Here is a 15,333-nt window from a genome sequence, read left to right as displayed (position 1 = left end):
ATAATAGGGGGCGCCGCCCGGCTTTTCGAGGGGCGCTCAGCGTTTCGGAGGTTTCGACCCGCGACCGGCCGCGGGGCCGCCACGCGTGGGCCGGTCGCCCTTGGGGCCTGAGCGGTCGGGTTTGAAGCCGGGCCGCTCGCCCTTCGGGCCGGGACGGTCACCCCTTGGTCCGGGCCGCTCGCCGGCCGGGCCGGAGCGATCGGATTTGAAGCCGGACCTCTCCCCCTTTGCGCCGGAGCGGTCGGATTTGAAGCCGGGTTTCTCGCTCTTCGGGCCTGAGCGGTCGGGCTTGTATCCGGGCTTCTCGCTTTTCGAGCTGGAGCGGTCGGGTTTGTATCCGGGCCGCTCGCCATCGCTCGCGACCTTGGCGCCGAACACGCGGCCGGTGCCGCCGCTGGTCGTCTTCGCGCCAAAGACGCGCCCCGTGCCGCCGGGCCGCTTGGCCCCTTCGGACGCGCCCATTTTGTCAGGCGACGAGCGCCTGGTCTCGCTAGCCTGCTTGCGCGCGCCGCCCGGTCCCTTGGGGCCGGTGCCCGCGCCGCGCACGCCGGGCTTGGCGCCGGGGGTGCCGTCGGGGCGGCGACGCTGCACCTTGGGGCCGTCGCTCTCACCCAGCTGCTCGCGCAGCACCTTGGGCCGGATTTCCTCGACCTCGCCCGGCTCGAGGTTGCCGATCTGGAACGGGCCGTAGCTGACGCGGATCAGGCGGTTCACCGTCACCTCGAGCTCGGCCATGGCGCGACGAATCTCGCGATTCTTGCCTTCGCGCAGACCGATGGTCAGCCAGGCGTTCGCCCCCTGCTGGCGGTCGAACACCACCTGCATCGGCTGGTAGTCCACGCCTTCGACCGAGATGCCCTTGCGCAGACGGTCGAGCTTGTCCTCGCTCACCGAGCCGTTGATCCGCACCCGGTAGCGGCGCAGCCAGCCGGTCGAGGGCAGCTCCAGCCGCCGCTTCAGCTCGCCATCGTTGGTGAGCAGCAACAGGCCTTCGGAATTGAGGTCGAGACGGCCGACGCTCATCACGCGCGGCATTTCCTCGGGCAACTCGTCGAAGACGGTCTTGCGGCCTTTTTCGTCCGAGGCGCTGGTCACGAGGCCCGCGGGCTTGTGATAGAGCCACAGCCGTGCCGGTTCGGGCGCGGCCAGTGGCGCGCCGTCGACGGTGATGCGGTCCTTCGCCGTGACGTTCAGCGCCGGGCTGAAGATCCGCGTGCCGTTCACCTTGACGCGGCCATCTTCGATCATGCGCTCTGCCTCGCGGCGCGAGGCCACGCCAGAGCGCGAGAGAACCTTGGCGATCCGGTCGCCGTCGGGGGTGTCGTTCTTGTCCATCTTCCCGCCATAACCGCTTGCGCGCGCCCTTGCCAGCGCCGCGCGACACGGGGCATCAGGGATCATGCGGTTTCATTCCCACATGGACCTCGCGCTGACCGAGGCGCGCGCCGCCGCCTTGCGCGGCGAGGTACCCGTGGGCGCGGTAGTGGCCGATGCCTCGGGCGCGGTGATCGCGCAGGCGGGCAACCGCACGCGCGAGCTGCATGACCCCACGGCGCATGCCGAGGCGCTGGCGATCCGTGCGGCCTGCGCAGCCTTGGGCTCCGAGCGGCTGACCGGCTGCGCGCTCTGGGTGACGTTGGAGCCGTGCCCGATGTGCGCCGCCGCCATCTCCTTCGCCCGCATCGCGCGGCTGCATTACGGGGCGGCCGACCCCAAGTCCGGCGGCGTCGAACAGGGCCCGCGGGTGTTCTCGCACCCGCAGTGCCACCATCGGCCCGAGGTCTTCGACGGCATCGCGGCGGGGGCCTCCGAGGCGCTCTTGCGCCGCTTCTTCGCGGGGCTTCGACAGCCCTAGGCGCCGCGCATAAGAATTGATCGGTCGCACCGGGGCGGGGTTCTGGACTTGGGGCCGCGAGGGCCCGATATTGTGCGCATGAGTCTGCCCCCCGGTTTCCTCGAAGAATTGCGCACGCGCCTCAGCCTCGGCCAAGTGGTCGGGCGCAAGGTCGCGTGGGACATGAAGAAGTCGAACCAGGGCAAGGGCGACTTCTGGGCCCCGTGCCCCTTCCATCAGGAGAAATCGGCGAGCTTCCACGTCGATGATCGCAAGGGCTTCTATTACTGCTTTGGCTGCCACGCGAAGGGCGATGCCATCTCCTTCGTACGTGAGACCGAAAACGTCGATTTCATCGACGCTGTGAAGATCCTCGCCGCCGAAGCCGGGATGCCGATGCCCGAGCGCGACCCGCAGGCGCAAAAGAAGGCCGACCGGCGCGGCGAGCTGATCGAGGTGATGGAGCAGGCGGTGCAGTGGTTCCGCATGCAGCTTCGCACCAACGCCGCGAGCGCGGCGCGCGACTACCTCGCGGGGCGCGGCCTCGACGAGGAGGCGCAGGCCCGCTGGGAGCTGGGCTTTGCCCCCGACGACCGCGCGGCGCTGAGCCGCGCGCTCAAGGCCAAGGGCATCCCCGAGGAAATGATCCTCGCGGCCGGTCTCGCCGCGCGGCCCGAGGGCGGCGCCGCGGTCTATGACCGGTTTCGCGGACGCATCATCTTTCCGATCCGCGACGGGCGGGGCCGCGCGATCGCCCTTGGCGGCCGGGCGATGGACCCCAATGCGCGGGCCAAGTATCTCAACTCCCCCGAGACCGAGCTCTTCGACAAGGGGCGCAGCCTCTACAACCTTGCTCCCGCCCGCGAAGCGGCGGGCAAGGGCGCGCCGCTCGTCGTGGCCGAGGGCTACATGGATGTGATCGCGCTGTCGGAGGCCGGCCTGCAGGCTGCCGTGGCCCCCTTGGGCACCGCCGTGACCGAAAGCCAGCTACAGCTGATGTGGCGCGTCCACCCCGAGCCGGTGATCGCGCTCGACGGGGATGCGGCGGGCCTGCGCGCCGCGCGCCGGGTCATCGATCTGGCTCTGCCGCTGATCGGCGCGGGGCAGGGGCTGCGCTTTGCACTCTTGCCCGAGGGCCTCGACCCGGACGACCTGATCCGCGCCAAGGGGGCGGCGGCGATGCGCGAAGTGGTGGCGCAGGCGCAGCCCATGGTGCAGCTGCTGTGGCAGCGCGAGACAGACGGGCACGACTTCGACAGCCCCGAGCGGCGCGCGGCCCTCGACAAGCGGCTGCGCGACGCGACGGCATTGATTCGCGAGCCAAACCTGCGCGGGCATTACGAGGCCGAGCTGAAGCGCCTGAAGTGGGAGTTGTTCAACCCGCGGCGCCAGAGCGGTCCGACCCGGATCGACCGGGGCGGGCGCGGTGGCTTCTTCAAGCCGAACCAGCTGCCTCTCGCCCCCAGCTCTTCGGCGCGCGCTTCGATGCTTGCCACCGGCGGGGTGGTCGAGGATCACCTGCGCGAGGCGGTAATCCTTGCGACGCTGATCGCCACGCCCGAGGTGCTGCACGAGTTCGAGCCGGCGCTGGAGCGGATGGACTGCCGCGATCGCGATCACGCGGCACTGGCGCATGGCATCCTCGCGTGTCATCACGCCGCCGATCTGCGCGGCGCACTTGAGGCACGGCTTGGGCAGGACGCCCTTGAAACCCTGTTCTCACAACGCCATGTGGCGATCAGCCCGGCGGTTCGCAAACCCGGCGACGCCGATCTCGCCCGCATGTGCCTGGCCGAGGAACTGGCCAAGCTCGATGCGCGCCGGGGCCATGCCCGCGAGTTGGCCGAGGCGGTGGAGGATCTGTCGGGGCTGAGCGACGAGGGGCTGACGTGGCGTCTGTCGCGCGCCGCCGAGGCGCTCGACAAGGCGGGGCGCGGCGACGGAGAAGACACGACCGAATACGAATACGGGACCAACGGCGCACCGATGCGGCGCGACGAAAGATCCGAATTCGACGCCCTTCTGGGGACCATCGCCTTTGGCAAGGGCGGGTCCAAGAGCGGCTGAGACGCAGCCCGTCGCACCGATTCGGCGGCGGATGTTGCGAATGCATGAAAGAATCGGGCGTTGGGAGGTTGCGAATCGCCGCCCTTGCGGGTTGATTCGGACAGTCCGAATCACTGCCCGGCGCTGGACAGGACGTTCACCGAACGAGGAGCCCTTCATGGCCGCGAAAGACACCGACGACCGCAAGGACGACGACCAGGACGGGGCGATGACGCTCGACATGAGCCAGGCGGCGGTCAAGAAGATGATCTCCGAAGCGCGTGAGCGCGGCTACATTACCTATGACCAGCTCAACCAGGTGCTGCCGCCCGATCAGGTCTCGTCCGACCAGATCGAGGACGTCATGTCGATGCTCTCGGAGATGGGCATCCAGGTGACCGAGGCCGAGGAGAGCGAGGAGTCCGACGACGGCAGTTCGCGCGAAGTCGCCACGGTGGGCGGCAACCGCGACGTCACGCTGGCGGGTGCCGAGGCCGAAAAGCTCGATCGTACCGACGACCCGGTGCGCATGTATCTGCGCGAAATGGGCTCGGTCGAGCTTTTGTCCCGCGAGGGCGAGATCGCCATCGCCAAGCGCATCGAGGCCGGTCGCAACACGATGATCGCGGGCCTCTGCGAGAGCCCGCTGACCTTCCAAGCGATCACGATCTGGCGCGACGAATTGCTGTCCGAAGACATCCTTCTGCGCGACGTGATCGACCTCGAAACCACCTTCTCGGGCCAGTTGGGCGAGGAAGAAGGCGACGAGTCCGTGGTCGCACCCGGTGCCGCGCAGCCTGCCGCCGGGGGCGAGCGCAGCACCGAAGGCCGCTCTGAGCTCGATGCTGACGGCAACCCGATCAGCAACAACGACGACGATGACGAGGACGACGAGCAGCACAACATGTCGCTCGCCGCGATGGAGGCCGCGCTCAAACCGCGCGTGCTCGAGACGCTCGACACCATCGCCGAGAACTTCTCGCGCCTGTCCGACATGCAGGACGCGCGCATGTCGGCGACGCTGAACGAGGATTCGACCTTCTCTAAGGCCAACGAGACCGAGTACCAGACGCTGCGTTCGGAGCTGGTGGTGCTGGTGAACTCGCTGCACCTGCACAACAACCGCATCGACGCGCTGATCGACCAGCTCTACGGCATCAACCGCCGGATCATGTCGATCGACAGCTCGATGGTGAAGCTCGCCGATCAGGCCCGAATCAACCGCCGCGAGTTCATCGACGAATATCGCGGCGCCGAGCTCGATCCGACCTGGATGGAGCGGATGGCAGAAAAGCCGGGCCGCGGCTGGCAGGCGCTGTTCGAGCGTTCGGCCGGCAAGATCGAGGAGCTGCGCTCCGAGATGGCGCAGGTCGGCCAGTATGTCGGCGTCGACATCGGCGAATTCCGCCGCATCGTCCAGCAGGTCCAGAAGGGTGAGAAGGAAGCTCGTCAGGCCAAGAAGGAGATGGTCGAGGCCAACCTGCGTCTCGTGATCTCGATCGCCAAGAAATATACGAACCGTGGCCTGCAGTTCCTCGATCTCATTCAGGAAGGCAACATCGGCCTGATGAAGGCCGTGGACAAGTTCGAGTATCGTCGCGGTTACAAGTTCTCGACCTACGCGACCTGGTGGATCCGTCAGGCGATCACCCGCTCGATCGCCGATCAGGCGCGCACCATCCGTATCCCAGTGCACATGATCGAGACGATCAACAAGCTGGTCCGCACCGGCCGCCAGATGCTGCACGAGATCGGCCGCGAGCCGACGCCCGAAGAGCTGGCCGAAAAGCTGCAGATGCCGCTCGAAAAGGTTCGCAAGGTGATGAAGATCGCCAAGGAGCCGATCAGCCTTGAGACGCCGATCGGCGACGAGGAAGACAGCCAGCTTGGCGACTTCATCGAGGACAAGAACGCGATCCTGCCGTTGGATTCCGCTATTCAGGAAAACCTGAAGGAAACCACGACCCGCGTTCTGGCCTCCCTCACTCCGCGCGAGGAGCGGGTTCTGCGGATGCGTTTCGGTATCGGCATGAACACCGACCACACGCTCGAAGAGGTCGGTCAGCAGTTCTCGGTGACGCGCGAGCGGATCCGCCAGATCGAGGCCAAGGCCCTGCGCAAGCTCAAGCATCCCTCTCGCAGCCGGAAGCTTCGCAGCTTCCTCGACCAGTGATGGCGCATCGCAGGATCACGCCGCTCACCCGCCAACGCGCCTTCGCGACGATCAAGGTCGTCGCGAAGGCCATGCAGGATGGCGAAACCGCGATCACCTATTCCGAGCTGGCCAACCGGCTCGGCATGTCCAAGGTCAACGGTCAGGGCCTCGCCAGCTATCTCAACGAGGCGGCGGCGATTTGCGCCGAGCACAATCTGCCCAACGTCTCTTGCGTCGTGGTCAGCAAGGACAGCCTTGAGCGCGGCGCGCCGATGCCCTCCGAGGGCTCGTTCAGCGACGACCATTACGCCGCCTCGGGCCTGACGCGCGAGGATGTGCCCGCCGAGCAGGAGCGGGTGCGCCAGTACGACTGGCGGTCCCTGCCAACTCTCGATCTCGATGACTGACTGCACCGACGCGCCCGGGTCCTGACGGACCGGTGGCGCGCCGTCGCTCCCGATCGGTCGGGCGCTTCAACGCCGGGTTGACGGATCAAGGTCGAACCGTGAACATCGGTGCAGTTCCAGCCAGGATGTTCCCATGCCCTCCGATCCCCTCGTGCTCGTCTCCTTTGGCGCAGCCCTTGTCTTGCTCCTCGCCCTCGTCGCGGCCCTCACCGGTCTTCGGGGGGCGCGTGCGATTCTTGCGGCGCTGCGCGCCGATCTGGACGCCGGGCGCCGCGAGGTTGAGGATCTGCGTGGCAATGCCGGGGCAGAGCGCACGCGGCTCGAGGAGCGCGAGCGCCAGCTTTCGGCGCTCAAGGAGGAGCTGACGGCGGCTCGCAAGGCGCAGTTCGAGAGCGACGCGGCGCATGGCGAGACGCGCTCGGCCAAGGCTGCGCTCGAGGAGGCCAAGCGCGGGCTGGAGCAGGCGCGCGACGATCTCAAGGGGCAGCTTTCCGGCATCACCGCCGAAATGCGGGAACTGCAGGAGCGGCATGCGCAGCTGCAATCCGATCACGCCACCCTTCAGGCGCGCAGCACGGGTGAAATCGAGGCCGCCGAAAAGCGCATCATCGAGCTGAAGGAGCTGCGCGAGGAGATGTCGCGCCGTTTTGAGGAACTGGCCGCGAAGACCTTGCGCCAGACGGGCGAGGACTTCTCCAAGGCCAACACCCAGAAGCTCACCGAACTTCTGACTCCGTTTCGCGACCATGTTTCGCGCTTCGAGACCGAGCTGCGGCAGGTGCACGGCAAGGCCGACGAGGAACGCGCACGGCTGGGCAAGCAGATCGAGATGCTGACCGTGCAGTCCGAGACGATCCGCTCCGAGGCCGCGGCCCTGACCCGCGCGCTTAAGGGCGACAAGCAAAAACAGGGCGCCTGGGGCGAGATGATCCTCGAGCGTATTCTTGAATCCTCCGGGCTGGAGCGCGACACGCATTACACCGTGCAGGAAAGCCGCACCGACGAGGCCGGTGCGCGTTGGCGGCCCGACGTGGTGGTCAAGATGCCGCGTGGCAAGAACCTCGTGGTCGACAGCAAGGTGAGCCTCGTGGCCTATGAGGCCGCCGTGAACGCCGAGACCGAAGAGGAGCGGAAGCGTCACCTGCGCGAGCACGTGGCCTCGGTGCGCCGCCATATCGATCAGCTCGCCGCCAAGGGCTACCACGCGATGCAGGACGGCTCGGTCGATTACGTGCTGATGTTCATGCCGATCGAGGGCGCGCTTTCGGCGGCGTTGTCGGAAACGGGCGACCTTACGGCCTATGCGGTCTCGAAGGGCGTGGGCGTCATGACACCCACGACGCTGATGGTGACGCTGCGGACCGTCGATCACATCTGGACCGTCGAGCGGCGCGAGAGCAACGCCGAGGCGATCGCGGATCGCGCAGGCAAGCTCTATGACAAGGTCGCGGGCTTTGTCGGGAACATGGATCAGGTGGGCCGGGCGCTGGCCACGGCCAGTCGCGCGCATGAAGACGCGATGGGGCAGCTGTCGTCCGGACGGGGCAACGTGCTGGGCCAGATCGAGAAGCTCAAGTCGATGGGGGCACGTACCCAGAAGAGCCTCGGTGTGGAGTTCGACGAGGCCGAGGACGAGGCGCCTGAACAGTTGGCCTTCGACAGGCATGAGCCTGCCGAGTAAGCCATGGTGGCACACGCAAGGGCTGAGTGTTGCCGTGGTGCCACTGGTCTTTCGGCGTTTGAAAACTAATTCGAAACCTTCTCCGTGTTCCCGTGTTGGTCATGCAGGATCGAGACGGGAGACACCGCCATGAAGACGCCGATTGCCATCGCCCTCGCAGCTGCCCTGACCATGCCGCTCATGGGCATTGCCCCGATCCTGTCCTCGGCCGCAGGCTTTGCGGACGTGACTGAACCTGCCGCTCGATATGACCTCGACGGCGCGATCGAGATCCCAGTTTCGGCTGCCGAACTCGACGAGTGCCGCGCCACGCTGGAGCAGGTCTTTGTCGGTTCCGCCGACAACCCCTCCGTGCGCTGCGTCGTCGCTGGCTGAGCTTTGCACGCGCGCTTTGAGATCGACACGCGCGGCCCGGGCCTGATCGAATTCACCGCCAAGGTCGCGCAGTGGATCCAACGGGAAGCGCCAGATGAGGCGCTTCTGACCCTCTTCGTTCGACACACCTCGTGTTCGCTGCTCATTCAGGAAAACGCCGACGCGGAGGTGCAAAGCGACCTCTTGGCGTATTTTCACAGGCTGGTGCCGCCGACGGATGATCCCTCCATGGCTTACCTGACTCACACCTATGAAGGACCGGACGATATGCCGGGCCATATCAAGGCGGCCCTGCTGCCGACCTCCCTGCAGATCCCGGTGATCGATGGGCGTATGATGCTGGGCACGTGGCAGGGGATCTATCTGTTCGAGCATCGGACACGCCCGCATCGGCGCGAGGTGATCGGTGTTATGCGCTGAGGTATCGTCCTCCGACAGGGGTACTGCGCTATCTGGTGTGCTGGTCACGACCCCTACCCAATTCTTGGGCATCCCCCTATACTGACGGTGGAATGTGGGCACAGGCCCCCAAGAGACGTGACGAGGACCCGGATGCGCTGCCCGTTTTGTGGAAATGTCGACACGCAGGTCAAGGACTCGCGCCCGGCCGAGGATCACGCCGCCATTCGCCGCAGGCGTTTTTGTCCTTCGTGCAGTGGACGGTTCACCACCTATGAACGGGTGCAGTTGCGCGATCTCGTGGTGATCAAGACCAACGGGCGGCGCGAGGAGTTCGACCGCGACAAGCTCGAACGCTCGATCCGCATCGCGCTGCAGAAACGCCCCGTGGAGCCCGAGCGTATGGACCAGATGATCTCGGGCATCGTGCGGCGGCTCGAAAGCATGGGCGACACCGACATTCCGTCGTCGAAGATCGGCGAGATCGTCATGGAGTCGCTCGCCCGGATCGACACCGTGGCCTATGTGCGGTTCGCCAGCGTCTACATGAACTTCCAGGCCGTGGGCGACTTCGATCGCTTCATGTCCCAGCTTCGTCCCAACTCGGCCGGAAAGTGACCGCGGCGCTTGATCGGCGCTTCATGGCGCTGGCGCTGTCGCTTGGGCGGCGCGGGCTGGGTCGGGTCTGGCCCAACCCCAACGTCGGGTGCGTGATCGTGGCCGAGGGCCGGATCGTCGGGCGCGGCCGCACCGCCGATGGCGGAAGACCCCATGCCGAGACGCAGGCGCTGGCGCAGGCGGGACCACTGGCGCGCGGTGCTACGGCCTATGTCACGCTGGAGCCGTGCGCGCATCACGGCCAGACGCCGCCCTGCGCCGACGCGCTTGTAGCCGCTGGCGTGGCACGCATGGTCGTGGCCGCGTCGGACCCCGATCCGCGTGTCGCCGGTCGCGGCATCGCGCGTCTGCGCGCTGCGGGGATTGCGGTCGAGACGGGGTTGATGGAGGCCGAGGCCCGGCGCGATCTGGTGGGGTTTCTGAGCCGGATCGAATGCGGTCGGCCCTTCGTCACTCTCAAGCTCGCCACCAGCCTCGATGGGCGCATCGCCACCGGCACTGGCGAAAGCCGCTGGATCACCGGGCCGCAGGCACGGGCACGGGTGCACATGATGCGCGCGCGGCATGACGCGGTGATGGTGGGGGGCGGCACGGTGCGGGCGGATGATCCGATGCTCACGGTGCGTGGGCTTGGCATCGACCGCCAACCGGTGCGGGTGGTGGTGTCGCGCAGGCTCGATCTGCCGCTGGACGGCGCTCTTGCGCGCAGTGCTGCGGCCATCCCTCTCTGGCTGTGTCACGAGGCGTCGGTCGATCCCGCACCTTGGACGGCACAGGGCGCGGTGAGCCTGCCTTGCACGCTATCGAATGGTCAGGTCGATGTTGCGACGGCTCTTGAGACGTTGGGAGCGGCAGGTTTGACGCGGGTGTTTTGCGAGGGCGGTGCTGCGCTTGCGGCCTCATTGCTCGTGGCCGGGCTGGTGGACGAGCTTGTCCTGTTCAGTGCCGGTTGCGCGATCGGCGCCGAAGGCACGCCCGCGCTCGCTGCCATGGGGATCGACCGGCTGCACGATGCACCACGTCTGGAATTGGTCATGCAGGAACGGGTCGGGGCGGATCTGATGAGCGTTTGGCGTAGACCCGGCTGACCCGAAGATCGCGCCATCAGCGTCGCCAAAGCGGAGCGAACGAAGCGAGCGCACCCTGTAGCTTGGCCAGAGTGCGCAGCCCCGCTCGGCGCGAGGTCGCTCCAGCGGCAAGCCGGTCCAGCGCCAGTTCCGGCGGGCAGGGGCGTCCGGTCACCGGATCGAAGTAGCGCGGCCAGGCGATGAGCGCCGCATGCGCGAGGCCCAAGAGGTCCGGGCGCGCCCGGCGACGCGGGCAGGGTGGCCCGAGGTCACGGGTCAGCCCCCAGCCCGCGTAGAACGGCGTGCCGAGACAGGTGACGGGCAGGCCGCGCAGCAGCGCCTCGAAGCCGATGCCGGAGGTCATGGTCCAGACCTCGTCCACCGCTTCGAGTGCTTCGAGCGCGTCCACCCGGATAAGGATCGCATCGGCGTAGCGCAGCGGCTCGGGCACCGCGCCGGGCCGCAGACCGGCCTCGATATCGGGGTGCGGCTTGTAGAGGATCACCGCGTCGGGATTGGCCGCGCGCACTGTCTCGAGCAGGCCGAGATTGCTGCGCACCGCGCCCGCGCCAAGCCGGATCGCGGCGTCATCTTCGACCTGCCCCGGTACGAGAATCCGGTGCCCGGCAGGCAGGTCCGGCGGGGCCGTACCGGCGAGATTGTATTTCGACACCCCCGCTGCGCGCAGCCGCGCTACCAACCGTTCTGCGCGCCGCCGGTCGGCCTCAGGCAGGGCTTCGGAGGCCGCGATCAGTCGCTCCATCCGGCTCTCGTGAGAGGGATCGTAATGCAGGCCCAAGTCGTCGAGCCCGAGACTGGCAGGCGGCACCAGCGCAGCCCCCAGCCCGCGCGAGCGCAAAAAACCGTCCTCGATCCGCACCGCGCCCTCCGGGCCTGCGCGGTCGCCCCAAACCATGAGGCGGCGGCCCTGTCGCTCTGCGACCATTGCGGCGCGATCCGGCGGATCGACAAAGCGGACCGCTCGCTGCGTGCCAAAGCCCTGCTGCAGGTGCCGCCGCTTCCACAGCCGCATGCCGCTGGCGACCCAGCCCATGCGGTCTTCGCGCCAGGCGCGGGTTTCGGCCTCAAAGCTGTCGAGCGCGCGCTCAAAGCTGCAGGCACGGTCCATGTGCGGATCGTGCCAATGCGGATAAAGGATCATCGCGGCGGTAAAGATTTGCGCGCGGGTCAGCCGCCGTTGCCGCCGATCCACCGGCGCGCGGTCCTCCGTGAGGCCCCATCCGGCATAGAAGGGCTGTCCGTGGATCACCGGGCGATGCCCCGCGAGGATCGCCTCGAAGCCCATCTGCGAGGAAAAGGCATGCACCGCGATGGCCCCCTCCAAGAGCCGCCACGGCGACACGGGCGCGTCGCAAAAGCTTATTTCGGGGCCGAGATCGGCCTCGCGGAAGTGACCCGCGCGAAAACCCTGCTGGGTTTCGGGATGGGTCTTGATGAGGATCCGCGCGCCGGGATGCGCCTCGCGCGCCTCGAACAGCATCTCCAGAAAGCTGTTGCGATCGCCCCGGCTCGCCCGCACCGCCGCGTCTCCGGCAGTCTGGTCGATTACCAGCACATAGCCCGGCTCGGGCACCGGGCCCTCCGGATCGAAGCCGGAGTATTTCGAAAGCTCGGCCGCGCGTATCCGCGCCATGCCGTCGCGCGCCCGGTCGAGAAGGGCGGTGTCATCGAGCGGATGCGTGGCAAGCAGGATCTCGAGATCGCTGGCCCGCGCGGGGTCGAAATGCGCGCCCGCGTGATCGATCAAAAGGCCCAAGGGGGGTGCCCCGGCGCGACCGGGCAGCACCGAGCGCAGGAACGCGTCTTCGATCCGCACGATTCGCGCGCCGCGCCGTTCCGCGATGGAGGTGCCGCGCCATGCCGTGGGGCTGGCCCCCCAGACACCGACGAACTCGTCCGGCCCAGGCAGGCCGCTGCGCACCGCATATCCCGCTCCGCGCAGCCGCGCCCGCATGGGCCGCGCGAGCAGGCCGCCGTTGTAGACGTAAAGGCGACGCGGGGCGCGGTCGGCCAAGCTCAGCGCACGGCGTCCGTGGCGCTGCGCGTCGTGGTCAGCGTCCCGGTGAGACCGCCGATCACGCGCCCGAACTCGACGATCGGGGCTTCGGTCACATAGACCGTGTCGTCGTCGCGGATCGCGAAATCGCGGGCCATGAACATACCGTTGGGACGGGTGAGGTCGAGAACGTAGACCACCCGCTGCGTGCCGACGAGATCGGCGACGCCGGTGATCTGGCTGGCGATGACGGCGGGTTCGTTACGGAACACGAAGACACCGGTCGGATCGGCCAGCGTCGGGTTCAGGCCGCCGACGCGGGCAATGGCCTCGATGGCCGAAATGTTGCGGCTCTCGAAGGCCACGAGATCCTGCGTGCCGGTGGCGCCCAGCGCGGTAAAGTCGCGGGTGTCGGCCTCGACGAGGATGCGGTCGCCCGCGCGCAGCGCCACGTCGGCGCGCGGCTGCTCGAAGAGGTCCTGGAACCAGACCTCGCCCGTGGTGCCGCCACGGGTCAGGGTGACCTGAGCCAATTCCGGGCGCACGGTAACGCCGCCGGCCGCGGCGAGCATCGCCGAGAGCGTGCGGGTCGGACGCTCGATCGGATAGACGCCCTGCGCGCCGACGTCACCCACCACCGACACGGTCGAGCCGTCGCCCGCGAGACGGCGCACCTGCACCTGCGGGTCGGGGGTTTGGGCCTCGAGCTTCTCGCTAATGATCCGGCGAATCGTTTCGGGCGAGTTGCCCGCGGCGCGGATCCGGCCCGCGTAGGGCACGAAAACGAAGCCCGATCCGTCGACCTGCACCTCTTCGAGCACGGTGGCGTTCTGCCCCGTCGGCACCAGAAGCCCGTCGTCGACGTTCTCCCAGATCGTCAGGCCCAGCACATCGCCGGGCTGGATCGTATCCGAGCCGAGTACGCCCGCGTTCTCGAAGGCGGCGGCAAAGCCCAGCGCCGGGGTGACGCCCGCGATGCGGTTCACCCGGTCATCTACCGCCACGACAAAGGCGTCGCCCTGCCGCAGTACCGAGCCCGCGAAGATCTCGCGCTTGTTGGGGCCTGAACGCGGGGTGAGCCCGCAGCCGGCGACGAGAGCGACCGCGGCCACGAGAGCCGCGCCGCGTGCGAGGCGGTTGGAGAGGGGTGTCACTGCGCGGTCTCCTCGACCTGTTCCTGTCTGCCTGTGGCCCCGGTGCGGGGCCGGTCTGCCTGCGGCCCGTGGGATCGAGCCGGCCTTTGTTGGTCTTGGACAGAGTCTGCCCGTTGTGGGCAAGGCTAGCGCGCCGGGTGTGGGGTGACCAGTTGCCGCGCGCCAAAGCCGCGGCGTCGGTCGCCGCGGTGTGGCTTGCGAGACGCGCCCGTCAGGGTAGGGCGCGCAAGGGCTGTCGCGGCGCGACCCGGCCCGCGCGCAGCGCATCATAGGGGTCTTCGGCCGCAAGCATCATGTCGGCGACCTGTCGAAGCAGCCGCCTGCGGCCTGCCGAGGAATAGAACCCCCCCGACACTTGGCTCGTCTCGAGCAGGAAGCGACGGTAATCGCGATAGGCCCGCCTGTCCGGGCGCACCGGCTCGGCAAAGAATTCGGGCAGCGGCTGGGTCGAGGCGAGGTCGGGCTTGGAATAGACCGCGCGGCCAAAGGCCTTGAGGGGGATGCCGCGCCACAGCACCTGCTGGGCCGCGGTGGAATTGACGGTGACAGCGGTGCGCGCCGCGTCGAGAAGCCGCGCCAGCTTGCCGCCGCGCAGGTAATGCACGCGCCCCTCGACGCCATGCGCGCGGGCGAGGTCGCGGATGATCCGTTTCAGCGGCGCCTGTCCGTTTTCGAGCGGGTGTGCCTTGAACACGAGGTGGTGGTGGCGCGGCGCGCCCTTGGCAAAGCCGTCGATCACCAGATCGAGGAACTCCGACATCCGGGTAAAGGGCGAATGGGCCTGAAAACTGGCGTCGTGTTCGAGCTGCAGGAGTGCCAGATGATAGGGATAGCCACCGTGGCGGATGCGGGCCGTGGCCACGATCCGATCGAGAGCGAGGAAGGGCATGAGCAAGAGCCGCGTCGTATAGAGCCGCGCTTCGGTCGAGAGCGGCAATGCGCGATGCGCCCGAAAGCCGCTGTAGGCGTGGTTTCGAAACAGCACGAACCAGTGGTAGAGCGCGCCGTAGAACACGTGTTGACGCATGTCGCCCCAATGCGCTGGGGCTTCGGTGATCTCGGGGTCCGACCGCTCCAGCGCCACCCGCATCTCGTCGATGCCGATATCCATGAGCCGTGAGTGGCCATTGGTGCCGCCACGCTCGTAGGTGATCCACCAAGGGCGCAGATAGCCTTCCTCGAAGACATGTACGCAGACCCCGCGCGCTTGCGCCGCCGCGACCGCCCGGGCGTGCACGGGTCGGGTGTCGCCATAGAGCACGATGTCGGTGATGCCGTGCTCGTCGAACAGCCCCTCGAGGGCCGCGGTCCAGTCATCGGCGCTGCCGCGATAGGGGATATAGCTCGACCGGTCGTGCCAGAAGGCCGCGTCGCCCGCGTTGAAACCGACGCGCCAGGTCTGCGCTCCGGCGGCGCGCAGCATCCGGGCCAGCCTGTGAAAGAAGGGCCCGTGCGGACCTTGCAGGAACAGGAAGCGTCTGTTCACGGGATCGGTCATGATGCGGGCCATTCTGACGGGACGATCCCTTTTGTTTCGCAAAGACGTCGGACCCTTTTATGGCGGTCGGGTGGCATGAGGA

Annotated in this window: 13 protein-coding genes; 9 read left to right on the top strand and 4 right to left on the bottom strand. The window is 67.8% G+C overall.

Annotation, left to right across the window (positions count from 1 at the left end; translation table 11 throughout):
- Positions 1-36: 36 nt before the first annotated feature.
- On the bottom strand, positions 37-1,335 hold the full coding sequence (locus tag AADJ02_RS06435; RefSeq protein WP_341212166.1) for a pseudouridine synthase: 1,299 nt from the start codon (positions 1,333-1,335) through the stop codon (positions 37-39).
- Positions 1,336-1,399: 64 nt separating this feature from the next.
- Here AADJ02_RS06435 and AADJ02_RS06430 point away from each other — a divergent pair, with 64 nt between their 5' ends.
- The 9 genes from AADJ02_RS06430 (at position 1,400) to ribD (ending at position 10,603) form a co-directional block, all read left to right on the top strand.
- Complete coding sequence (locus AADJ02_RS06430; RefSeq protein ID WP_341212165.1) at positions 1,400-1,855, top strand: nucleoside deaminase; 456 nt, start codon at positions 1,400-1,402, stop codon at positions 1,853-1,855.
- Positions 1,856-1,933: 78 nt separating this feature from the next.
- Positions 1,934-3,901: a DNA primase gene (gene dnaG, locus AADJ02_RS06425; RefSeq protein WP_341212164.1), complete on the top strand. Its 1,968-nt coding sequence runs from the start codon at positions 1,934-1,936 to the stop codon at positions 3,899-3,901.
- A gap of 157 nt (positions 3,902-4,058) precedes the next feature.
- A complete protein-coding gene (rpoD, locus tag AADJ02_RS06420) occupies positions 4,059-6,053 on the top strand; it encodes an RNA polymerase sigma factor RpoD (protein ID WP_341212163.1) in 1,995 nt (664 codons plus the stop codon).
- Positions 6,053-6,442: a hypothetical protein gene (locus AADJ02_RS06415; protein WP_341212162.1), complete on the top strand. Its 390-nt coding sequence runs from the start codon at positions 6,053-6,055 to the stop codon at positions 6,440-6,442. Before rpoD ends, AADJ02_RS06415 begins: the two co-directional genes overlap by 1 nt.
- A 133-nt stretch (positions 6,443-6,575) precedes the next feature.
- Complete coding sequence (gene rmuC / locus AADJ02_RS06410) at positions 6,576-8,123, top strand: DNA recombination protein RmuC (protein ID WP_341212161.1); 1,548 nt, start codon at positions 6,576-6,578, stop codon at positions 8,121-8,123.
- Positions 8,124-8,252: 129 nt separating this feature from the next.
- On the top strand, positions 8,253-8,498 hold the full coding sequence (locus tag AADJ02_RS06405) for a hypothetical protein (protein WP_341212160.1): 246 nt from the start codon (positions 8,253-8,255) through the stop codon (positions 8,496-8,498).
- 3 nt (positions 8,499-8,501) lie between these two features.
- Positions 8,502-8,918: a secondary thiamine-phosphate synthase enzyme YjbQ gene (locus tag AADJ02_RS06400; protein WP_341212159.1), complete on the top strand. Its 417-nt coding sequence runs from the start codon at positions 8,502-8,504 to the stop codon at positions 8,916-8,918.
- Positions 8,919-9,050: 132 nt separating this feature from the next.
- The gene (nrdR, locus tag AADJ02_RS06395) at positions 9,051-9,515 is read left to right on the top strand and encodes a transcriptional regulator NrdR (RefSeq protein WP_341212158.1); all 465 of its coding nucleotides are present in this window, start codon (positions 9,051-9,053) and stop codon (positions 9,513-9,515) included.
- Positions 9,512-10,603 carry a bifunctional diaminohydroxyphosphoribosylaminopyrimidine deaminase/5-amino-6-(5-phosphoribosylamino)uracil reductase RibD gene (gene ribD / locus AADJ02_RS06390; RefSeq protein ID WP_341212157.1) on the top strand — a complete coding sequence of 364 codons (1,092 nt, stop codon included), beginning with the start codon at positions 9,512-9,514 and terminating at the stop codon, positions 10,601-10,603. Before nrdR ends, ribD begins: the two co-directional genes overlap by 4 nt.
- 16 nt (positions 10,604-10,619) lie before the next feature.
- Here ribD and AADJ02_RS06385 read toward each other — a convergent pair whose 3' ends face one another.
- From AADJ02_RS06385 to AADJ02_RS06375, 3 genes are all read right to left on the bottom strand, one after another.
- On the bottom strand, positions 10,620-12,557 hold the full coding sequence (locus AADJ02_RS06385) for a capsular polysaccharide biosynthesis protein (RefSeq protein WP_341212225.1): 1,938 nt from the start codon (positions 12,555-12,557) through the stop codon (positions 10,620-10,622).
- Positions 12,558-12,619: 62 nt separating this feature from the next.
- Positions 12,620-13,753 carry a polysaccharide biosynthesis/export family protein gene (locus AADJ02_RS06380; RefSeq protein WP_341212156.1) on the bottom strand — a complete coding sequence of 378 codons (1,134 nt, stop codon included), beginning with the start codon at positions 13,751-13,753 and terminating at the stop codon, positions 12,620-12,622.
- A gap of 211 nt (positions 13,754-13,964) precedes the next feature.
- Positions 13,965-15,251 carry a capsule biosynthesis protein CapA gene (locus tag AADJ02_RS06375; RefSeq protein ID WP_341212155.1) on the bottom strand — a complete coding sequence of 429 codons (1,287 nt, stop codon included), beginning with the start codon at positions 15,249-15,251 and terminating at the stop codon, positions 13,965-13,967.
- Positions 15,252-15,333: the final 82 nt, after the last annotated feature.

This window comes from uncultured Limimaricola sp. (assembly GCF_964022235.1).
Classification (GTDB): domain Bacteria; phylum Pseudomonadota; class Alphaproteobacteria; order Rhodobacterales; family Rhodobacteraceae; genus Limimaricola.
This window is presented reverse-complemented; position numbering and strand designations above follow the sequence as displayed.